The 20,998-nt window shown below is 69.3% G+C and carries 19 protein-coding genes and 1 other RNA gene; 3 read left to right on the plus strand and 17 right to left on the minus strand.

The window, feature by feature from the left end; translation table 11 throughout:
* Positions 1 to 1,839: 1,839 nt before the first annotated feature.
* The 5 genes from AB0B02_RS15340 to AB0B02_RS15360 form a co-directional block, all read right to left on the minus strand.
* Positions 1,840 to 2,328, minus strand: a complete 489-nt coding sequence (locus tag AB0B02_RS15340) for an SLATT domain-containing protein (protein WP_281936893.1) — start codon at positions 2,326 to 2,328, stop codon at positions 1,840 to 1,842.
* Positions 2,306 to 3,832: an RNA-directed DNA polymerase gene (locus AB0B02_RS15345; RefSeq protein WP_281936895.1), complete on the minus strand. Its 1,527-nt coding sequence runs from the start codon at positions 3,830 to 3,832 to the stop codon at positions 2,306 to 2,308. Before AB0B02_RS15345 ends, AB0B02_RS15340 begins: the two co-directional genes overlap by 23 nt.
* Before the next feature lie 294 nt (positions 3,833 to 4,126).
* Positions 4,127 to 4,342: a hypothetical protein gene (locus AB0B02_RS15350; protein ID WP_281936897.1), complete on the minus strand. Its 216-nt coding sequence runs from the start codon at positions 4,340 to 4,342 to the stop codon at positions 4,127 to 4,129.
* Between the two features lie 415 nt (positions 4,343 to 4,757).
* Positions 4,758 to 5,166: RNase P RNA component class A (rnpB, locus tag AB0B02_RS15355), an RNA gene on the minus strand.
* Positions 5,167 to 5,233: 67 nt separating this feature from the next.
* Positions 5,234 to 6,208, minus strand: a complete 975-nt coding sequence (locus AB0B02_RS15360) for a serine hydrolase (RefSeq protein WP_357300679.1) — start codon at positions 6,206 to 6,208, stop codon at positions 5,234 to 5,236.
* Positions 6,209 to 6,322: 114 nt separating this feature from the next.
* Between AB0B02_RS15360 and AB0B02_RS15365 the strand changes: the two genes are divergently transcribed.
* Positions 6,323 to 7,084 (plus strand): sulfite exporter TauE/SafE family protein, encoded by a 762-nt coding sequence (locus AB0B02_RS15365; RefSeq protein WP_281936902.1) that lies wholly within the window; start codon positions 6,323 to 6,325, stop codon positions 7,082 to 7,084.
* 7 nt (positions 7,085 to 7,091) lie between these two features.
* On the opposite strand, the gene AB0B02_RS15370 is transcribed toward AB0B02_RS15365, so the two are convergent.
* Positions 7,092 to 8,315 carry an MFS transporter gene (locus AB0B02_RS15370; RefSeq protein ID WP_357300683.1) on the minus strand — a complete coding sequence of 408 codons (1,224 nt, stop codon included), beginning with the start codon at positions 8,313 to 8,315 and terminating at the stop codon, positions 7,092 to 7,094.
* 56 nt (positions 8,316 to 8,371) lie between these two features.
* On the opposite strand from AB0B02_RS15370, the gene AB0B02_RS15375 reads away from it, so the two are divergent.
* Positions 8,372 to 8,839, plus strand: coding sequence for a MarR family transcriptional regulator (locus tag AB0B02_RS15375; protein WP_281936906.1), 468 nt, complete (start codon positions 8,372 to 8,374; stop codon positions 8,837 to 8,839).
* 61 nt (positions 8,840 to 8,900) lie between these two features.
* Here AB0B02_RS15375 and mctP read toward each other — a convergent pair whose 3' ends face one another.
* From mctP to AB0B02_RS15410, 7 genes are all read right to left on the minus strand, one after another.
* Entirely contained in the window at positions 8,901 to 10,550 is a 1,650-nt protein-coding gene (mctP, locus tag AB0B02_RS15380; RefSeq protein ID WP_357300686.1) for a monocarboxylate uptake permease MctP, read from the minus strand.
* Positions 10,550 to 10,795: a DUF3311 domain-containing protein gene (locus AB0B02_RS15385; protein WP_281936910.1), complete on the minus strand. Its 246-nt coding sequence runs from the start codon at positions 10,793 to 10,795 to the stop codon at positions 10,550 to 10,552. The genes mctP and AB0B02_RS15385 overlap by 1 nt, the downstream gene beginning before the upstream one ends.
* A 133-nt stretch (positions 10,796 to 10,928) precedes the next feature.
* On the minus strand, positions 10,929 to 12,140 hold the full coding sequence (locus AB0B02_RS15390) for a bifunctional RNase H/acid phosphatase (protein ID WP_281936912.1): 1,212 nt from the start codon (positions 12,138 to 12,140) through the stop codon (positions 10,929 to 10,931).
* A gap of 5 nt (positions 12,141 to 12,145) precedes the next feature.
* A complete protein-coding gene (locus tag AB0B02_RS15395; RefSeq protein WP_281936913.1) occupies positions 12,146 to 12,883 on the minus strand; it encodes a C4-type zinc ribbon domain-containing protein in 738 nt (245 codons plus the stop codon).
* Complete coding sequence (locus tag AB0B02_RS15400; protein WP_281938519.1) at positions 12,880 to 13,710, minus strand: Nif3-like dinuclear metal center hexameric protein; 831 nt, start codon at positions 13,708 to 13,710, stop codon at positions 12,880 to 12,882. Before AB0B02_RS15400 ends, AB0B02_RS15395 begins: the two co-directional genes overlap by 4 nt.
* A 138-nt stretch (positions 13,711 to 13,848) precedes the next feature.
* Positions 13,849 to 14,424: a flavoprotein gene (locus AB0B02_RS15405; RefSeq protein WP_281936915.1), complete on the minus strand. Its 576-nt coding sequence runs from the start codon at positions 14,422 to 14,424 to the stop codon at positions 13,849 to 13,851.
* A gap of 16 nt (positions 14,425 to 14,440) precedes the next feature.
* Positions 14,441 to 15,670 (minus strand): helix-turn-helix domain-containing protein, encoded by a 1,230-nt coding sequence (locus AB0B02_RS15410; protein WP_281936917.1) that lies wholly within the window; start codon positions 15,668 to 15,670, stop codon positions 14,441 to 14,443.
* A 216-nt stretch (positions 15,671 to 15,886) separates the two neighbouring features.
* On the opposite strand from AB0B02_RS15410, the gene AB0B02_RS15415 reads away from it, so the two are divergent.
* Positions 15,887 to 16,558: a bifunctional DNA primase/polymerase gene (locus tag AB0B02_RS15415; protein WP_107155866.1), complete on the plus strand. Its 672-nt coding sequence runs from the start codon at positions 15,887 to 15,889 to the stop codon at positions 16,556 to 16,558.
* 257 nt (positions 16,559 to 16,815) lie between these two features.
* Here AB0B02_RS15415 and AB0B02_RS15420 read toward each other — a convergent pair whose 3' ends face one another.
* The 4 genes from AB0B02_RS15420 to AB0B02_RS15435 are packed head-to-tail and all read right to left on the minus strand — an operon-like array spanning position 16,816 to position 20,987.
* The gene (locus tag AB0B02_RS15420; protein WP_281938521.1) at positions 16,816 to 17,541 is read right to left on the minus strand and encodes an FAD:protein FMN transferase; all 726 of its coding nucleotides are present in this window, start codon (positions 17,539 to 17,541) and stop codon (positions 16,816 to 16,818) included.
* A 50-nt stretch (positions 17,542 to 17,591) separates the two neighbouring features.
* The gene (locus AB0B02_RS15425) at positions 17,592 to 18,188 is read right to left on the minus strand and encodes an FMN-binding protein (protein ID WP_281936921.1); all 597 of its coding nucleotides are present in this window, start codon (positions 18,186 to 18,188) and stop codon (positions 17,592 to 17,594) included.
* 13 nt (positions 18,189 to 18,201) lie between these two features.
* Complete coding sequence (locus tag AB0B02_RS15430; protein WP_357300691.1) at positions 18,202 to 19,617, minus strand: ferric reductase-like transmembrane domain-containing protein; 1,416 nt, start codon at positions 19,615 to 19,617, stop codon at positions 18,202 to 18,204.
* Complete coding sequence (locus AB0B02_RS15435; RefSeq protein WP_233219523.1) at positions 19,614 to 20,987, minus strand: DUF1501 domain-containing protein; 1,374 nt, start codon at positions 20,985 to 20,987, stop codon at positions 19,614 to 19,616. The genes AB0B02_RS15430 and AB0B02_RS15435 overlap by 4 nt, the downstream gene beginning before the upstream one ends.
* Positions 20,988 to 20,998 lie beyond the last annotated feature (11 nt).

Genomic DNA, 20,998 nt, shown 5'->3' on the forward strand with positions numbered 1-20,998 from the left:
CACGCCTGCTCTAGTCGTCTACTCTTTACGCATGACTAGGTTCAAGTGGTTCCAGCGCCCTGATCATCCGGTTGACTACGTAGCCGGCGAGCCGGTCTCCTCCACACGCACCCCGCAGGCAGAGAAGTGGGTCGGCAAAGTAGCCGCTCCCGGCCCAGAGAAGCCGTTAATGACCAAAGCCGGCGCGCTTCGTCCGTCAGTCGTCCTCAAGCGCCTCAACCAGAGGTGAACCGTGCTGCTCCCTGAACAACAGCCAGAACCCCCCTTCCCCATCCTGATGGCGGGCTACGTCGTCGACTTCCACCACCGATCCGTCTGCTCGAAGTGCGCTGACGACGGATGCCCCCGTTTAGCAGCAGCTGGCGCAACCCTACGTGCCTGGCGGGACAGGAAGAGCCGACGTGAAAGCCGGTGACGTGCTGCACCTAACCCGGACAGCCAGTCCACAATTCGTACAACCGATCGTCTTCCGCCTAATAAAGATCCGCACAGACCTACAGACCTACGACGGCTGGACATGGCTGGATGGCTATCAGCTTAATCAAAAAGGCGAGGCCGAAGCTCGCAGAGAATTGTTCGTACTTAAAGCCGGCATACGGCTACTGAATGCCCCAATCAAGGAGAGCCTCCACGGCGTGCCGTACAGCGGACACTCCCAGAGTAAGCAACAGCAATATCGACCGTTAAACCGTTAGACGGAACCCCGCTAGGCCGATATGGTGGTTTTACCAGATTGGTCAGCCCAGGATGCGCGCATCGGCGAGGGCACGAGCCAGACGAGCCCTTGAGGCACCGGCGGCGAAAGGTGCTGGCGCTGACAACTATGGGCTCAATTCTGACTCCGACAGCCTCAAAAGCTGTTATCTACTCAAAAGCCTCGCAGGCATCGAAGTCGTCGAATAAAACGCCGAATTTGGCTCATCCCATGTTCGGGCGCCGACTTCACGGGTACCGCTTTCATTGAATTTCTTCGCAGTTTCGCCTGAATGCTGTCCAGCCGGCGCAGAACCTGGTTGGCTTCCATTTCGAGGCGACTTCCAAAGTGCCTACATCTTAACTGATAGTTCAGCCAGCCCAGTATAGGACTGAGCAGCCCGCTGCATCCCCCCGCAACGAGGAAAGCCATCAAAGAGTAGACAAAGAATGAATTCTTCGGAGTCTCTCTGTCGAGAACATTTAGACTTACGAAAAGCAACGAGAATGCCGGCATTACATAAAGCGTGATGGTGATTGCACGATTACTTGTATCACTCAACCTTCCACGTAGCCACGGCCTGAATTTTACGTTACTCCGATAGCTATGCAGTCGCTTCCCCGTCGCTCGAAGTCGGCGAACTTCGGGTATAAGCAGCACTAATCTTTCATCCGACCTTAAGGGATCCTCCAAGGCGGTCGAGATGCGAGCTAGGCGAATCAGCGCCCTGCGGGCTCGGCCAACCTGACCGTCCGAGGTCGTAATCATTACGAAGCCAAGCCACCATGCTATAGGCAGACTAACAACCATGAGAGTCAGTCCGGCAGCGAATGTCCTACCATCTCCACCGTCACCAGTCGCTAGATTGATCCCAACGCCCGCTAAAATGGCGACAAATACTGAGGCTCCCGGCAGAGTTATCACAGATCTGACGTAGTCAGGGTGATGAGCATGGAGGTCGTAAACCTCTTTTGCCATGTTTCGAAGGACGAAATACTCAGCCGTTTTGTAAATGAGCGTAACGCAGGCATACGCAAGCGCCATAAATCCAATAATCGCGGGAATCGCAAGCAAGGAATTAAGATAGGCCAGCACCGCTTACCCTTGAGGCAGTAGCGCAAAAATTCGCTAGCAGGACCCTAGCATCACTCTTCATACTCTAGAACTTTCTTATCCATTTGCTTCTGAGCGAGCTTAAAAAAGCGGTCGGATACGGTCTCATTCGTAGCAACTATCGCTCCATACTCTTCACGGAGCCCACGGACCACCCTCTCAAGCATCTCACTATCACGATCGGGCGAGAGCGCCATTTCCAAGCGAACCTTGTGGCGCAGCACCGTTAACTTCTTAGCAGATTCCTTTAGTGAGTCTGCCCTCTTACCGGCACCTAAGAATGTCGCAGTTGCTACCACTGCACTCGCTAGCGCGCTCACGGCACTCCACTCACGAGGCTGGTTGAGCGCCACCAACAATGACGCCAAAGCACTGATAACAGCAGGCCAAAAGACAATTGCTTTAGCCGAAAATTCTGCTGACTTAGCAGCGTTGAAGTATGTTAGAGAAGAATAGTTGCAGTCCTCGTAAAGACGTGCATACTCTTTCGCAAGTCGGTCATGTGAGTCGGAGACGGTCATAGGGAAACCTGCCTGCCATAGGAACTGGGATCTTCTTCGGGCCACTCCTGAGGTATTCCGCAGTTAGGCGAAGCGCTGCGGAAGACTTCGAGACAACAGCAAGGGCATCTTGCTCATAATTACCGGATTCATAACACGCCACGAGGAGGGCGCGGCGAATCTTGGAGTCTCGCTCCTCTTTAAACTGGTCTCGCAGTAAAGTCCTGTACTGCCCACCATGCAATCCGAGATAACGAGCCGCGAACTCCCTCACGAACCCAGCCGCATTTCTGTCTACCAGAATCTGCCATGCCGCCTTTGCCGCCGACTCTTCGAAAACCCGATTCCTAATCAAGTACAAAAACACGTTCTGCTGCGCAAAAGGGTAACATGCAAGCTTACTATTTGAAATAAAGTCAGCTACCTGACCACCATATGTTGAACTTTTATGGAATATGCCAAGATAGTTAAGCGCTTCACGACTGGCATGAGGAACAGATCCGATATTCTCTAGGACCCAGGCTACGGCGTAATCATCTTTAATATCACCTAGCTTTGTCAGGCTGAAAGTAAAATCTCGCTTATCAACAGGGCTGCCGGCTACGGCGTCGTCAAAGAACCTTCGAAGTTCATGAGGGGTCCTTGAGTCCCCTGTGGCGATGCCATAATTTATGGCATTCTTTCTTGCATCTGAGAGCAAGTCGAGTACACCGTCGCTCGGGACAATCTCCGTTTTGGAGCCCGCAAGCACTAGTCGACGACTACGGAGAGTCCTAGTAATTTCAAGAAGTACAGCGCGGAGAGACAACCAGTCCTCGCCGAAAATGAACATGTCGTCTGAGTACCGGAAGTGCGTTAGACCCTCGCGCTCAAGTAGTTGATCCACCGGAAGAAGGTAGTAGTTTGCCAAAACCCCCGTGACGTCGAATCCTTGCGGAAGCCCCCACACATTGTTGAACGCGTTGAAGGCCTTCAAGAATATTTCTATCGTCTCGTAGGCCCACTTCGGCGGATCTAACGCTGCCAGCTCGCGCAAAAGTATAGATGGATCCACATTCTCGTAGAATGCCGATATGTCAGCGCGAATCATATGCAAATGGGGGTTCGCTCGATGAAATGCTACAGCTTCATCGAACATCTTTATCCAGCGGCCTACCGGTGCGTAAAGTCTCTTCTGCCAAGCTAGCCACCTGTGACTGAACACCGCTTTCGGAGTTTCACCGTCGATCTTCTCGATCATCGACAGCACCGCAGCCTCATACATCAAACGGCTTTCAAGGCTGACGCGCGCGAGGGGGCGAACTAGAAGCTCATTCTTGGGCAGGTCTATGACCTCAAGGTCTGCTGGCTGGGTGTCACCGGCGAGGATGCGCTTGATTAAAACCTCTCGCTGCATCTGCCACGCATGCCTCATGTCAGCAAACGCGATGGGATCAGGCAAATCGAGATCCCCGGAACAGGCACCGACGTGCGACCAGGCCAGGTCTAAGTACTCAGCAGGGCCTGCAGCGTCCCCCGTTGCCATGACGTGAGACTCTACATTGCCTCCCACAACACCAAGCTCGCCATTCGTGAGCAGCATAGTCGCCTTTATGCGATTCGTTTGGATATGCCCGTACTGAGCCTAGGTGCACCCTGCTTGAAGCCAGTGCCGCAGTCAGTAATCCGACTGCCGAATAGATCTTTTGCTAATCAAGGCACCGCGCTCCGCGCGGTGCGGGGCGGCAAGCCCGGCCGGCGGCAAGCCGCCCCGGCCGCCTACGGCGCCGGGGCGGTGAGCCACCGACAGCCGCCGGGACACCGCCCCACGGTAGGGACCTCAGCTCAGCGCGGGCTCGTCCGGGAAGCGCTTGTGAAGCGCGGCGACCGCATGCTTCAGGCAGTAGTCGAGGCTCTGCCCGTCGACCCTGATCGCCGCACCGTCGAGCCGCTGCCCTGAGATCACCACGGTCCAGGGCTTGCGCTCCCACTCCCCGTCAATCTTGACCAGCCCGACGAGACCCATCTCTCCCAGGTGCTCCAGCAGCTCCGGCACGCACTCATCCCACCGCATCCATGAATGGGGTCACCGAGGCCGCTACGGAAGCCAGCGGGTCGGCCTGGTCGTGCGTCGGGGCTTCCGGCTGCCGCGCCAGTCCAACCCCGGGACTGGCTTGCCACTGGGTCACCGGGTCGCGGCACCAGCTCCACCGCCAGGACGTGCCCGGCCCTCCCCCACAGCCGCCGGCCCCGCTCCGGAACCATCAAGCGCCGACCCCTCAGACGGCCGACAGCGGCACAGCGAGCCTGGCCCGAGATGAGGTCAACTGAGCCACCGCTCAGGGCGTCTCCAGGGCGTCAGGGCGTCGTCAGGGCGTCAAACGCCGCCCAATGTTGACCATGAACGACCATCGACGCCTGAACATAGAACCAGCTCAGAGCCTTGATCAGGTCTCTGAGCTGGTGGGCGACGGACGAGCCGACCTGTACGCCGGATTCTGTGCCCGGCACGCCCGTAGGCGCACCGGCGGCGGCCATCCATCTAGGCCTGCCGTCGCCGGCAGGCTCCAGCGGCCTACCCGCAGACATCGGGCGGGCAGCCCTCAAGCGTCTGCGCGGGTCGTCATCTTGCGGTGACGGCCCTTTCTTGGCCTTGCTCCGGGTGGGGTTTACCGAGCCACCCCGGTCACCCGGGGTGCTGGTGGGCTCTTACCCCACCGTTTCACCCTTACCGTCCCTTGACGGGCCGGCGGTCTGTTTTCTGTGGCACTGTCCCGCGGGTCACCCCGGGTTGCCGTTAGCAACCACCCTGCCCTGTGGAGTCCGGACGTTCCTCGGCGACGGGCCAAGGCCCGCCGACGCGACCGCCCGGTCGACTCGTCCGTCGCGCCCCCATCCTAACGACGCGCCCGCCGCGCCCATTTCCGCCCCGACGCCTCCCGGCGCGTCACCCGCCCTCGGCGAGGATGACCTGCTCCAGCAACGCGAGCGGGGTCCGCCACTGCTCGGGGTCGTCGTAGTTGCCGGCGGTAACGGCCACGCTGAGGTCCAGGTCAGGCAGGACGTAGAGGCGCTGACCGCCGTTGCCCATCGCCGCCACCAGCTCGTGGCCCGCGACGGAGTCGAGGTACCAGTGGTAGCCGTACCGCGCGCCCCATTCGGTCTCCAGGCGCGGCTGGAGCATCGTGCGGAGCCAGTCGGCCGGGACGAGCGGGCGGCCGTGCCACACTCCCTCGCGCAGCACCAGCTCGCCCAGCCGGGCCAGGTCGCGGGGCGTGAGCCGCAGCCCGGACGCGGCGGAGGCCACTCCGTCCGGGCCGACAAGCCACTCGTGGCGGTTGATGCCCAGCGGGCCGAACAGTGTCGCCTGCGCGTACTCCGGCAGGGGCTGCCCGGTGCCGTCGGCGATCAGTCGGCCGAGCAGGGCGGTGGCGCCGCCGCAGTAGGCCCACCGGGTGCCGGGCGGCTCGACGACAGGCCGCTCCAGGATGTAGCGGTACCGGTCCGGGGCCAGCTCCATCGCGATCTCGGCGTTGGCCGGGCTGTCGTACGGAAGGTCCTCGCGCCATTCCAGCCCCAGCGACATGGTCAGCGCGTGCTCGACGGTGAGCCGGGCACGCGCGGGATCGGCCGCCAGGTCGGGATAGCGCGGAAGGTGCGGCAGCAGCGGCTCCCCCGGCGCCGGGACCAGCCCGTCGCCCAGCGCGATGCCGTACAGCAGCGCGGTCACGCTCTTGGTGACCGCGCGGATGTCGTGCAGGGTCCCGGGCCCGAACTCCACGACGCCCAGCGAACGCCCCCAGGTGAAGTCCTCGCCGACGCCGTAGTGTTCCAACACGGTCTCGTCGCCGCGAACCGCCACGACGGCGTGCAGGCCGTCGAGTTGGCCGGCGCGCAGCGCGTCATCCAGTCTGTCCCGCATCGATGCCTCCCCCGGGCCCCCGTCACGCCTGGTTATACCGGAACCCGGGCCGCACAGTGGTCCCCCCGACTCGTACCCGGACAGCCGGACCGGGGCGTACTAGCCTCGGGGATCATGGACCTCTCCGACGTCGCGCTGCTGCTGGTCGCCGGTCTGGCCGCGGGCACGGTGAACGCGGTCGCCGGCGGCGGCTCGCTGATCACGTTCCCGGCGCTGATCGCGACCGGGCTGCCGCCGGTGGCGGCCAACGTGTCGAACTCGGTGGCGGTCTTCCCGGGGTACGCGGCGAGCGTGGTGGGCAGCCGGGCGGATCTGCCGCGCGGTCGGGCGTTGTGGGCGCTGCTGCCCACCGCGGCGGTCGGCACGGCGTTGGGCTGCGTGCTGCTGCTGGCCACGCCGGCGCGCGCGTTCGAGGTGGTGGTGCCGTTCCTGGTGCTCGGCGCGACCGCGATCCTCGCGTTCCAGGATCCGCTGCGCCGGCTGGTGGGCCATCCGTCGCGGTTGAGCCCGCGCCGCCGTACCGTCACCGTGCAGACCATGGTCCTGGTCGGCACGGTGTACGGCGGCTACTTCGGTGCGGCGCTCGGGGTGATGCTGGTGGCCGGGCTGGCCCTGGTGCTGGACGCGACGCTGGCCCGGGTGACAGCGGTGAAGAACCTGCTCTCGGCCGTGGTGGGGCTGACCACGCTGGTGGTCTTCGCGTTGTTCGGCCCGGTGCAGTGGGTGGCCGTCGCGGTGGTCGCGCCGGCCACCGTCGTCGGGGGGTACGCGGGCGCCCGGCTGGCCCGCCGGCTCCCGGCGGTGGTGTTGAAGACGGTCATCGTGCTGTTCGGCACCACGATCGGCCTCTACCTGCTGTGGCGCGCGCTGACCTGACGATCGGTCAGTACGCCTCCCCGACCGGCTCCTCCGGGGCGTGTTCGGCGGCGCGGGCGGCCCGGTTCCAGATCACCCGTTCGCCGTAGCCGGCGGCCATCAGGTGACCGAACGCGAGGTAGACCAGCACGCCGACGGCGAGCACCCCGAAGCCGACCCAGAACGGCAGTGCCAGGCCGTGTTCGGCGAGCTTGCCGGAGATGATCGGCGCGGGCGCGGCGGCGCCCCAGCGGACCAGGTTGAACGCGCCGGTGGCGACGCGCCGGTCGGCGGAACCGAGGCCGAGCGCCAGGTCGGTCAGGTTGGCGTTGGCCAGGCCCATGAACAGGCCGGCGACGACCAGCACGACGAGCGACATGGCGGTGCCGGTGGAGGTGGCGAACAGCACCATGCAGACCAGCAGGCCGAGGATGGCCACGCCGACGGTCTGCACCGCGCCGATGCGGTGGGCGAGCCGGTGGCCGATCAGCAGGATGCCGGCGGCCAGGCCGAGGCCCCAGCCGGTGAACGCGAGGCCCAGCGGGATGACGTCGAGGCGCAGGAACAGCGGTGTGTAGCCGAGCACCACGAAGAACACGAAGTTGTACGCGGCGGTGACCACGCAGAGCGTGACGAACGCCGGCCGGCGGTAGGTGGCGAAGATCTGGCCGACGCGTACCGGAGGCTGTTTGTTCGTGGGTTCGCGGAGCTTGCGGGCGGCGACGCCGAGCGCGAGCACCATGAAGATGCCGCAGACGAAGAACGGCAGCCGCCAGCTCACCTCGCCGAGCAGGCCGCCGATGAGCGGGCCGACGGCGAAGCCGAGGCCGAGCGCGGTCTCGAAGAGGCCGACCACCCATTCCCGGTCGTTGGCGAGGTTGACCAGCACCACCATGGCGGTGGCGAAGAACATCGCGTTGCCCAGCCCCCAGACGCCGCGCAGCACCGAGAGCTGGACGATGTCGTTGCTGAACGAGGCTCCGATGGCGGCCAGGCCGACCACCGAGACGCCGGTGATGAGCACCGGTTTGAAGCCGAAGCGCCCGCTGGCCAGCGTGGCCGGGATCATGCCGACGGCCATCACCGCGATGTACGCGGTGAAGAGCAGTTCGACCTGCCAGGCGGTGACGCCGATGGCTTCGCCGATGGCGGGCAGGATGGGGTCCACCACCGCGATGCCGGCGATGGCGAGGAACGCCACGAGCGTGGTGGCGTAGATGGCACTGCGGTTGGGTTCGGATCGCCGATCCACTCCGCAACCTCCCAGATAGCTGTATCGTACAGGTAATTTCCTTGTATCATACAGCTATGAGCGACGACGACCACGCGAAGGAAGTCACACTCGGCCGCATCGAGACCGAGGTCGCCCTGCTGATGCGGCTGGGCGAGGCCACCCGGCGCGGCACCGGCACCATGGAGCACCGGCTGCTCGACCGCGCGGCGTACGTGATCCTGCGGCACCTCGACGACGCCGGCCCGCAGAACGTCTCGGCGCTCGCCGCCCGGCTGAACCTGGACGGCTCCACGGTCACCCGGCAGGTCTCCGCGCTCCAGCGCGACGGCCTGATCGCGCGTACCCCCGACCCGGCCGACGGTCGCGGCACGGTGATCACCGCGACGCCGGCCGGGCTCCAGCGGATGGCGGCCGTGCGGGCCGCGCGGACCCGGCTCTACGGCGAGATGCTGTCGGCCTGGTCCGACGACGACCGGGACACGCTCGCGGAACTGCTGCACCGCCTCAACGAGGCGCTGGACGCGCGCAACCGTCGCCGCTGACGGTGGCTGGTTAGGAGGGGCCCCCTGTTATGCAGAATGCGTTAACAGGGGGCCCCTCCTTTCACGCGACGGGTTCGGGTGCGGGGTCGGCGCGGTCGGCGGAGACGCGGGGCGTGTCCTCGTCGGCGAAGTAGTCGTCCGGCGTGGTGCCGTCCGGGCCGTCGGCCACCTTCGCGGCCCGCAGCACCAGCGTGCCCAGCGCGGCCACCACCAGGTTCACCAGCACCGCCACGATCCCCACGTAGATCGTCTTCTTGGTGTCGAAGCCGAACTCGGAGAGCGGGAACGCCGAGCCGGCGAAGTGCTTCTTCCCGGTCGCCGGGTTGCCGATCTGGTAGAGCATCCACATGCCCAGGCCCATGCCGGCCACCCAGCCGGCGATCAGCGCGCCCCGGTGGAACCAGCGGGTGTAGAGGCCCAGCGCCACCGCCGGGAGCGTCTGGAGGATGATCACGCCGCCGATGAGCTGGAGGTCGATGGAGAACTGCGGGTCGAGGAAGACGATGCAGGCCACCGCGCCGACCTTCACCACCAGCGAGGTGATCTTCGAGACGTTGGCTTCCTGCGCCGGCGTCGCGTCCCGCTTCAGGTACTCCTTGTAGATGTTGCGGGTGAACAGGTTCGCCGCCGCGATCGACATGATCGCCGCCGGCACCAGCGCGCCGATGCCGATGGCCGCGTACGCGACGCCGGCGAACCAGTCCGGGAACTGCTGGTCGAACAGCAGCGGCACCACCGTGTTGCCGTCGACGCTGCCCTCCTTCGCGCCGGGCAGCGGCTTCACGTTAGCCGCGATGGCCATGTAGCCGAGCAGCGCGATCAACCCGAGCAGCAGGCTGTACGCCGGCAGCGCGGACATGTTCCGCTTGATCACGTCCCGGTTCCGGCTGGCCAGTACGCCGGTGATGCTGTGCGGGTAGAGGAACAGCGCCAGCGCCGAGCCGAACGCCAGCGTCACGTACTGGAGTTGGTTGTTGGCGTTGAGCAGGATGCCGTCGTTCGGGTTGTTGGCCGTCGCCTGGAACTTCGCGTCGGCGGCGTCGAAGATGCTGCCCCAGCCGCCCAGCTTGTACGGCAGGTAGACCACCGCCACCAGGATCACGACGTAGATCAGCGAGTCCTTCACGAACGCGATGAGCGCCGGCGCGCGCAGCCCGGACTGGTAGGTGTAGGCGGCCAGGATCGCGAACGCGATGATGATCGGCAGGTGCCGGGCCACCGCGCTGTCCCCGGTGACACCCATGGTCTTGAGCACCGCCTCGATGCCGACGAGCTGCAACGCGATGTACGGCATGGTGGCGACGATGCCGGTGATGGCGACCAGCAGCGCCAGGATCGGCGAGCCGAACCGGTTGCGGACGAAGTCGGCCGGGGTGACGAAGCCGTGCCGGTGCGAGACCGACCAGAGCCGGCACAGCACCAGGAACACCATCGGGTAGATGACGATCGTGTACGGCACGGCGAAGAACCCGGCCGCGCCGGCCCCGAAGATCAGCGCCGGCACCGCCACGAACGTGTACGCGGTGTAGAGGTCACCGCCGACCAGGAACCAGGTGATCCAGCCGCCGAAGCTGCGCCCGCCCAGCCCCCACTCGTCGAGGTGGGCCATGTCCTGGGGCCGGTGCCACCGGGCGGCCACGAAGCCCATGGCGCTGACCAGCAGGAACAGCACGGAGAAGACGATGATCTCGGTGAGGTGGTCACGCCACATCAGTGGTCACCCCGCTTCTTCTTGGTCATCTGGTAGACCAGCGTGGTGGTGCCGACGCCCAGCAGGATCCAGGCCAGTTGCAGCCAGTAGAAGCGCGGGAACCCGAACAGCCGGGGCGAGTCGGCGTTGAAGAAGGCCGGGATCAGCGGCACCACGATCGGGATGAAGAGCAGCCAGTTCCAGGGGCTCTTGTCCTTCGCCCGGGAACGCGCCGTGTCCAGCGCCTCCGGTTCCGGTGTGGCCATTGACAACCTCCGGGAAGTCGTAGCGGGCCAGGTGACGGCCGGAGGCTACGACCCCGTGAGCGCGGTCACATTCGACAGGCGGACGTCGATGCGCCGAACGGCCGCCCGGCTGCGCCGAACGGCCGACTCCCGGTCAGAGGTCGCCGAGGTGGGCGGTGTCGTTGACCGAGCGGACCGCGACGCCGCCGTCCGGGTACAGGTCGAGCACCGAGACGCCCGCGGTGTCCAGGTAGAGCCGGTGCAGGAACGCGTCGCCGGCGGCCAGCGCGTCGCGCAGCACCAGCTTGATCGGCGAGACGTGCGAGACCACCACCACGGTCTCCCCCGGGTACGCCGACCGCAGCCGGTCCACCGCCCGGCCGGTACGCTCGGCGACCTCGGCGAACGACTCCCCCTCCGGCGGCGCGACCCGGGTGGAGGCGAGCCAGGCGTCCAACTCGCCCGCCCAGCCGTCCCGCACCTCGGCGAACGTACGCCCCTCCCAGACCCCGAAGTCGCACTCGATCAGGTCGTCGTCGGTGCGTACCGGCGGGTTGCCGACCAGCGCGGCGACCGCCCTGGCGGTGGCCGTACACCGGGACAGCGGTGAGCTGACCACGGCCGCGACGGACGGCGCCAGCGCGGCCACCCGGGCGGCGGTGGCCCGGGCCTGGGCCCGGCCCCGCGCGGTCAGCGGCACGTCGCCGCGACCGGAGTACTGCTTCTGCACGGTGCGGTCGGTCTCCCCGTGCCGCACCAGGATCAACCGGGTGCCCTCCTCGGTCGGGCGCGGTTCCCAGGAGGCCGGCGTGGTGGCCGGGTCGGTGCCGGTGGCCTTCGCGGTGGCGGCGCGGGCGGCCACCTCGCGGGCGGCGGCCCGGGCCGCCGAGTCGGGGCCGGCGACCTCGCGCGGCGGCTGCGCGGCACGCGGCGCCGCCGCCGTCGGGGCGCGGCCGGCGGCGGCGTCCATGGCGGCGTTGGCCAGCGCGTCGGCGTGCTTGTTGCGCTCCCGGGGGATCCAGGTGAACCGGACGGCGGTGAACCGGCCGACCAGCCCGGCGGCCTGGGCGGCCAGCGGGCGCAGCCCGGGGTGCTTGATCTGCCAGCGGCCGCACATCTGCTCGACCACCAGCTTGGAGTCCATCCGCGCCTCGACCTCGGCCGCGCCCAGCTCGGCGGCGGCCTCCAGCCCGGCGATCAGGCCCCGGTACTCGGCCACGTTGTTCGTCGCCGTGCCGATCCCCGCCGAGCGTTCGGCCAGCACCTCACCGGTCTCCGGGTCCCGGACCACCGCGCCGTAGCCGGCCGGGCCCGGGTTGCCCCGGGAGCCGCCGTCGGCCTCGATCACGACCGCGCGTACCGCCACGGCGGCTACAGCCCCGACTCGTTGGTCCGGACCATGATCCGGCGGCACTCCTCGCAGCGGACCACGTCGTCCGGGTCCGACTTGCGGATGCGGGCCAGGTCGGCGCCGGAGAGCTCCAGCCGGCAGCCGCCACAGCGACCACCGGTGAGCAGCGCGGCGCCCATTCCGGTGTCCTCGCGGATCTTGTCGTAGAGCGTGACCAGGTCCGCCGGCAGGTCACCGGCGAGCGGCTGGCGGGAGGTGCGCTTGAACTCCTCCTCCTTGGCGATCTCGGCGAGCGCGTCGTCGCGGCGCTGCTCGGTCGCGGCCCGCCGCTCCCGGGCCTCGGCGATACGGCTCTCGATGCCGTCGAGCACGCCCTGCGCGGTCTCCCGCTGCTCCATCAGCTCCAGCTCGGCGTCCTCCAGGTCGCTCTGCCGGCGGTTCAGCGAGACCAGCTCGTGCTGGAGCGCCTCCAGCTCCCGGGCCGGGCCGCTGCCCGAGGCCAGCCGGGCCTCGTCCTTGCTCTTGCGCGCCCGCACCTGGTCGACGTCCTTCTCCAACCGGGCGATGTCCCGGTCCAGGTCGTCGACGGCAACCTGGGCACGGACCCGCTCGTCCTCCAGCGCCGACAGCTCGCGCGCGAGCGCCTCCAGCTCGGCCCGTTCCGGCAGGCTCCGGCGGCGGTGCGCCAACTGGGCGAGCGTGGTGTCGATCGCCTGGAGGTCGAGCAGGCGACGCTGCACCTTCGGGTCAGCCTTCACGGTCGGGGCTCCTTGTCGTCCGGTCGGGGCGCGGCGGCGTGCACGGTCCAGGGGTCGGTGTCCAGGTCGGACACCACGGTCTCGACGCCGAGGTCGTCGGCCAGGTGGGCGGCCAGGTCGTCCAGCCAGGGCCGTTCGGTCGCCCAGTGGGCGGCGTCCAGCAGGGCCGGGCCCCCGGCGGCGAGGTGCTCGCCGGCCGGATGGTGGCGCAGGTCCGCGGTGAGGAACGCGTCCACCCCGGCCGCCGTCGCCTCGGCCAGGAAGCCGTCCCCCGAGCCGCCGCTGACGGCGAGGGTACGAACCATACGCCCGGGATCCCCGGCGGCGCGAACGCCCCAGGCGGTGACCGGGAGCACGTCGGCGGCCAGCCGGGTCAGCTCGGCCAGCGTGACCGGCGTGGGCAGCTCGCCGATGCGGCCGATGCCCCGACCGGGCGCGTCGGCCGGTGAGCCGGGGCGGGGCCGGTGCAGCGGACGCAGCCCGGTCAGCCCGAACCGGGCGGCGAGCGCGTCGGACACGCCGGGGTCGGCCACGTCGGCGTTGGTGTGCGCCACGTACAGGGCGACGTCGGCCTTGATCAGCCGGTGCACGATCCGGCCCTTGAACGTGGTGGCGGCCACCGACGAGACGCCGCGCAGCAGCAGCGGATGGTGCGCGACGATCATGTCGGCGCCGGCGGCGAGCGCCTCGTCCACCGTCTCCGGGACCACGTCGACCACGCAGGCGACCCGGCGGACCGGCTGGTCGGGCTCGCCCACCACCAGGCCGACCCGGTCCCACTCCTCCGCCCAGGCGGGCGGGTAGCGGCGGTCCAGGGCGGCCACCACGTCGGCGACCGTGGGCGGCGATCCGGTTGTGCTCACGGCCGGCCAGCTTACCGGCCGTCCGGCGGTTTCCACGCCCACGGCGTTAAGCGGGGCCCCCTGCACCACCGAATGCGTTGACAAGGGGCCCGTGCTTACACCTCAGGCGGCCAACGGCCGGGCCGCGCCGCGCAGGGCGGCCAGGCCGGCCTCCCAGGGGAACGCGTCCAGGTGCTGCTCGCCGGTCCCGGGCGGGTGCAGGCGTACGACGTGGTCGCCGAAGACCACCCGGACACCCCACTCGGCGAGCCGGTTCAGGCTGGCCCGGAACGCCGGGTGCCCGGCCATCGCCACGTTGGTGAACGGGACCGCCGCGATCGGCACACCGAGCCCCTGCGCCTCGATCAGCAGGCCGAGCGCGAGCGTGTCGGTGATGCCGGCCGCCCACTTGTTGACCGTGTTGACCGTCGCCGGGCAGACCAGCATGGCGTCCGCCGCGGGCAGCACGTCCTGGTCACCCGGGTTCTTGTAGTGCGTACGGACCGGGTGGCCGGTCTGCCGGGCCAACGCCGCCCGGTCGACGAACTTCGCGCCGTCCGGCGTGGTGACCACGCAGACCGTCCAGCCGTCGGATCGGGCGAGGTCGACCAGCCGGCCGACGTGACGGGCCAGCGGCGAACCGCAGGCGATGACGTAGAGCACCCGAGGGTGCCCGTCGCTGGTGTGCGGACCGCTCATCGGGCCCGGCCCGCGCTCATACTCCGACTCCCATGTGCTCAGCCAACTCCGCAATCGGCGGCGGCGGCGCACCACGTGTGCGACGGAGCACGTCCGACATCAGTTCGTGGGCGATGGGCCGGCACCGGATCTCGGAGGGCGCGAGCCGGTCGCCCTGCAACAGCATGTCGCCGGCGTTGGCGACGTCGCCGATCTGGGCGTACCCCCGGGCCAGGTCGAGCAGGTGGTGCGCGCGCCGCTCCGGCAGGAGCGCGTTGAACGCCGCGGTGGGCAGCCGCTGGTGGGTCTCCACCGCCCGGCCGCCGTCCCCCAGCTCGACCGCCGCGGCGGCGCGGTGCAGCTCCAGGTTGGTCGGGCCGAACGACGTCCAGTAGTGGTTGTGGTCGCCGCCGAGCAGGACGGCCGCCTCGGCGGCGCCGCTGATCAGGTCGTCCACGGTCGCCGAGTCGCCGATCCGGGCGGCGGCCATGGCGCCCTGGAGCAGCAGCGAGCCGTAGACCGAGAGGCGCTCGGGCCGGGCGTCGGTGTCGTTGCCGGGGGCGAGCCGGTCGGCGATCCGCACGTTGAGTTCGAGCGCGGGGCGGGGGCGGCCCATCGCGACGAGCGCGTTGCAGACCCGGGTGGTGGCGATGCCGGCGAGCAGCGGGTCGTCGGCCCGCTGGGCCACCGCCATCGACCGGTCGGCGGCCAGCCAGGCCAGGTTGCACTCGCCCAGCTTGCGCAGCACCGAGGAGGCGATCTGGTAGACCTGCCCGAGCAGGTGGGCGGCCTCCCGGCCCTGGTCGTCGCCGCCGTAGACGGCGTCCGCCGCCTGGGCGTCGCGCAGCAGCTTGGGCAGCGCCCGGGTGAGCATGCCGTAGCGGCCGTACTGGTAGGTGAGCCAGGCGTGGTTGACCGCCTTGCGCATGTCGGCGAGCGGTGGCGGGTACGGCGCCGCGTCGAAGTAGGCGCTCATCGAGTCGTAGCGCTCCAGGGCGGAGCGGATCTCCTCCACCTCGACCTGGTCGATGCAGTTGAGCGCGTCGCTGCGGCGCTCCGGGTCCTTGCCGTGCAGCAGTTGCACGTCGATCTGGAGGATGTCGGCGATCTCGTAGAGCACGGAGAACTTGTCCAACCGGCGGACCCCGCGCTCCACCTTGTCCACCCAGCTCTTGGACTTGCCGAGCCGGTCGGCGAAGACCTGCTGGGACATCTTGCGACGACTCCGCCAGTACGCCACCCGCCGGCCTATGGGTAGTTCGTCCATCCCCACTCCCTCCCCCTGTCGGCGCCGGCCGGCCTCCGCACGTTCACCAGATTTGCCCTGGTCGCACAGGTTGTACGTCAGCCGTCCGGCCAGTTCTCATAGTTTTTGTGCAAGTTGCACCGGCCATTCGTCAGGTCAACGATCCCGGGTTACGGCAGTGACGGTCCTCGACGTGTGGCGGTGGACGATTCGGTGGGGCGAGAGGGGATGGCACACATGTGGGGGAACGTCCGACCGCGCGTCGCTCACCTGTCGCCGCTGGAGCGGGTGCGGCTGCGACGGGTCGCGATCCGGTACGCGCTGCACGGCTGGCCGGTCACGCCCGGCGCCTGCCTCGCCAACAGTCGCTTCGTCTGCGGCCGGGCCGGCTGCCCCACGGTGGGCTGCCACCCCGCGCTGGAGGAGTGGGACCACGCGGCCAGCGCCGACCCGGCCCGGGTGGCCACCTGGTGGCGCAGCCGCCCGCACGGGGTGCTGCTGCCCACCGGGCGCGCGTTCGACGTGCTGGAGGTCGCCGCCCACCTGGGCCGGCAGGTGCTGGAGACGGTCGCCGCCCACCCGGCCGGCTTCGGCGTACGCGGGCCGGTGCTGGTCACCCCGACCGGCCGCTGGATGTTCCTGGTCCGCCCCGGCGACCCGCTGCGACCGGAGCTGGAGCACTGCTTCCACGTGGTGCGGCACGGCCCCGGCTCGTGGATCCCGGCCCCGCCCACCCGACTGCCCGAGGGCGCGGTGCGCTGGGCGGTCGCCCCGGAGCAGGCCCGCTGGCAGCTCCCCGACTCCTACCTGGTGCAGAACGCGCTGATCGCGGCGTTGCGGGCAGCCGGCGTCACGCTCACCCCGGAGCTGTTCCCCGGTCACCTCCCGCTGCCCCGCCGGGGTCGCTGACCCGACTGTCGCCGAGAGCGACTCCCCGGCACCGGGCTCGTTGAGCCTGGCGAGGGCGCGGACGCGCCAGAGCGGGGGTTGAGGATGTCCAGGGACGACGCGGCCCGCCACACCGGCGGCACGGAACCAGCACGGCACCGCCGGCACCCGCACCCGTGGGGCTTCACCCGCCCGCGCGGCGCCCGCCCCGGGCGACCCCGCCCCACCGGCTCCCGCCCCGCCATCCTGCACCGCCCGCTCCGCTGACCCCGGCCCCTTCAGGGGGCGACCGGGAGGGCGTGGGAGCGGAGGAGGCGGGCGTCGTCCGTCACCACGGCGTGCCGCCAGGGCGCGGGAAGGCGGTCCAGCCAGGCGATGCCGGGCTCGCCCATGGCCACCGCTGCCGTCGCGTACGCGTCCGCCACGCCCAGGTCCGGGCCGACCACGGTGACCGAACGCAGGCCGGCCGCCGGCGTGCCCCGGCGCGGGTCGACCACGTGGTGGCCGCGCTCGTAGACACCGCTGGTGGCGACCGCCAGGTCGGTGCCGGTCAGCACCAGGCAGGTGGCCGCCGGGTCCCACGGATGCCGCACTCCGATCCGCCACGGCTCGCCGGTCGGGCTGTGCCCCCGGACCCGGACGTCGCCGCCCGCGTTCACGCAGTGGTTCGGGGCGCCGGCCGCCGCCAGCCGGTCCGAGGCGACCTGCGCCGCCCACCCCTTCACGTAGCCGGACGGGTCCAGCCGCCCGGTGGCGTACGCGTCGAAGAAGCCGTCCGTGGCCGTCCACAGGTCGGCGCAGCGCGCCAGCACCGCCCGCAGGTCGCCGGAGGCGTCGACCGCCCGCAGCTCGCCCCGGTCCAGCCGGCACACCTCGCTGTCGTCCCGGTACGTGCTGAACCGGGCGTCCACCTCGCGCAGCCAGTCGAAGGTGCGCTCGGCCAGCTCGTGCGACGTGGCGGCGGGCAGGTCGTCGGCCAGGTCGAGGCTGATCGCCGTACCCATGATCTGCTCGACCCGACGCAGGCCGGGCCGGCCGGCGGCGGCCAACCGCGTCACGCCCTGTCGAGGGCGGACTGCAACGACTGCTTGTACGCGGTGCTGGTGTACGTGGCGCCGGAGACGGTGTTCAGGTTGGCGCTCTGCTTCGCCACCACCTCGCCGGAGCTGCCGCTGTAGCGGGCCTGCACGTCGTCGGCGCGCTGCCCCTCCTGGCCGCCGACCGGCATGTCCAGCCCGGTCGCGTCGACGATGCGGCTGCCGCTCAGCGTGATCTGCACCCGCAGCGACCCGTACCGATAGGTGACGGTCGGCCCGGTGACCGTCCGCGTGGTGGGCTTCGGCGCCTTCGTGGTGGTCTTCGGCGCGGCCGGGGCGGTCCGGGTCCGGGTGCTGTTCCGGGTCGCCGGGGTCCGGTCGGCGGAGGGCTTCGCGCTCGGCTTCGCCGAGGTGCTGGGCGCCGCCGACGGCGTCACGCCGGCCGCGGCGGGCGGCAGGGCGTCGGGCGCGGGTGAGCCGCCCGGCGCGACCGGAGCCGACGCGGCCGGCACGTCACCGGCGGTGGCCTGCCCGGCGCCGGGGCCGCCCTTGAGGACCACAAGCGCGGTGGTGCCGGCGGCCAGTCCGGTGATCGCGATCAGCGCGCGACGCATGGTGGATGCCTTCCTACAGCTCGAACGCGGTGAGGTGGATCTGGCGGCGGGGCACGCCGGCCGCCCGCAGCGCCCGCACGGTCTCGTCGACCAGGCCGCCCGGCCCGCACAGATAGACGTCGCGGCGGGTCAGGTCCGGCACCAGGTGGCGCAGCCCCTCCGGGTTCATCACCTGGCGGGGCCCGGGGTCGTCGCGGCGGCCGATGACGTACCAGACCGAGGTCTGCCGGGCCTGGGCCAGCCAGTCCAGCTCCTGGTGCAGCAGCACGTCGGCCGGGGTACGCGCGCGGTAGATCAGCGCCGCGCCGGGCGGCAGCTCCTCCAGCATGGCCCGCAGCGGCGCGATGCCACTGCCGCCGGCGATGAGCAGCGCCCGCTCCCGGGTGCGGTGCGCGGCGGTGAACGTGCCGGACGGGCCCTCCGCCCACACCCGGGTGCCCGGGGTGAGGTCGCGCAGGTCGGCGGTGTGCCCGCCGACCACCTTCACGGTGAGCCGCAGCCAGCGGCCGTTGGCCGCCGCCGAGACCGAGAACGGGTGCGACTGCCACCAGCCGCCGGGGTTGAGGAACCGCCAGCGGAAGTACTGGCCGCCGAGCATGTCGATCTGGTTGAGCCGCTGCCCGGTCAGATAGACCGAGACGGTGTCCGGGCTCTCCGCCACCACGTCGGCCACCCGCAGCCGGTGCCGCAGGTTGAACACCAGCGGCGCGATGAGCCGGCCCCACAGCAGCGCGGCCACCACCAGCAGGTACGCGGCGATCCAGCCGGTGCGCACCGGCCCCGGCTCGTAGAGCTGGGCGCCGTTGCTGAACTGGTGCGCGTAGCCGAGCAGCAGGGTGAGATAGCTGGTCAGGTGCAGCGCGTACCAGAGTTCGTAGGGCAGCCGGCGGCGGATGCCGCGGACCGCGGTGAACCCGACCACCACCATGATCCCGGCGGCCACGAACGCGGAGAGCATGTCCTCGTAGTCGGTGAGCAGCGCGCCGACCTCGCCGAACACGGACTTACGCTCCTGCCGGGCGTAGCCGACCACCAACAGCGCCATGTGGGTGAGCACCGCCACCAGCAGCGTCGCGCCGAGGTCCCGGTGCAGGCGGGAGATCCGCTCGCCGCCCAGCGCCCGTTCCAGCACGCCGAGCCGGCTCATCGCCAGCACCTGCACCAGCAGCAGGTAACCGGCGATCAGGCCGGTGATCCGGCCACCGGCGGTGAGCAGGTCGGCGGTGTCGGCCAGCGAGCCGGCCGGGGTGGCCAGCCACCACGGCAGGACCGCGACGACCAGACCGAGCCAGAACGCCGCCGCGAGCGCCCGCCGGCCGCCGGGCCCGCGACGCGGCCGGCCCGGTGGTACGGGAGCAGCCGGACGGCCGCCGTACGGGGCGGAGTGCCCGGTACGACGGCCGGCGGCGTCGGTGTGCTGATACGTCACGCGTACATCTTGATCGGGGTGAACTTCTGCCGGGGGAAGACCTTGTCCACCTGGGCGGCGGTCAGGCCGAAGCGGCCCTGCGCCACCGACCCGTAGACGTTGAACATGTTGTTGTACTCCGGCACGTCGCCGCTGTCCAACTTGTCCAGGCCGTTCCAGGTGCCCAGCAGCGAGCCGGCGAGCTTGCGCCCGGACAGCACGGTGACCACGCCGCCGTGCCCGTGGTCGGTGCCGCCGCTGTTCGAGGCGACCCGCCGGCCGAACTCGCTGGACACCATGACCGTCACGTCCGCGGCCTTGTCACCCAGGTCGGTGAAGAACGCGGCCATGGCGTTGGCCAGCTCGTTGAGCCGCCGCCAGAGCTGGCCGCCCTCGCTGGTGCCCTGGTTCTCGTGGGTGTCGTAGCCGCCCATGCCGACGGTCGCCACCCGCACGTTCGCCCCGCCCTTGATGAGCTGGGCGAGCTGCTGGAACGCGTTCCCGACGCCCTCGTACTTGACGCCGGCCGCGGCGGCGTACGGCTTGGCGGCGAGCTTCTGGGCGGTGGACAGCGCGCCCATGCCCTCGATGACGGCCTCCTCCACCGGATGGTTGATGCCGGTGAACAGGCCACGGATCGCCTTCTCGGTGGCCGCGCGGTACTTGTCGTCGCCGTTGAGCCGCAGCTCACCGACGTTGTTGAGGGAGATCGCGCCGTTCACGCCGACAAGCGAGCGGGGCAGCGTGCTGCCGATCCCGACGCTGCGGAACGCGGTGCCCTTGCCGAGCGTGTCGACCAGGCTGTCCAGCCAGCCTCGGCCGCCGGTCTCGCCGGGCAGGCCACCCAGGTTGCAGGCGTCGGCGGCCTGGAAGTGGCTGCGGGACAGCCGCGGGTCCGACACGGCCGGCACGAAGCCGAGCTGGCCGGCCTTGAGCCACTTCTCCAGCGGGGCGAACGCGCTGGTCAGCTTGAAGCCGCGGGCCAGGGCCAGCGAGTCGTTGCCGAGCAGCAGGTCGGGGCGGGACTTGCCGAGCACCGGGTCGTTCGCCGGGGCGACCAGGCTCAGGCCGTCCAGCCCGCCGTAGAGGAAGACGTGGATCAGCGTGCCGGTCTTGGTCGCCGCGAACGACGCCGAGGTGGTCACGAACTGCGCGGTCGCCAGCGCGGTCGCGGTGGCCGCAGCGCCGGCCACGAAGGTACGCCGGGTGACGCCCCGGCCGTCCTGCTGGGCCTCCTCGACCTCCTCCAGCCGGCGGTACCGGTCGGCCTCGGCCGCGTTCTCGGCCGCGACGATGTCCGCCTCCGCGCGCAGCAGCGCCTCGGTCGGGTTGTCGGCCAGTCGCCGCACGTCGGGGCATTCGGGGTGCAGGGGGTACGGGTTCACGGTCATCTCCATCGAAT

It is taken from the genome of Micromonospora sp. NPDC049240 (genome assembly GCF_040647835.1).
Taxonomy (GTDB): domain Bacteria; phylum Actinomycetota; class Actinomycetes; order Mycobacteriales; family Micromonosporaceae; genus Micromonospora.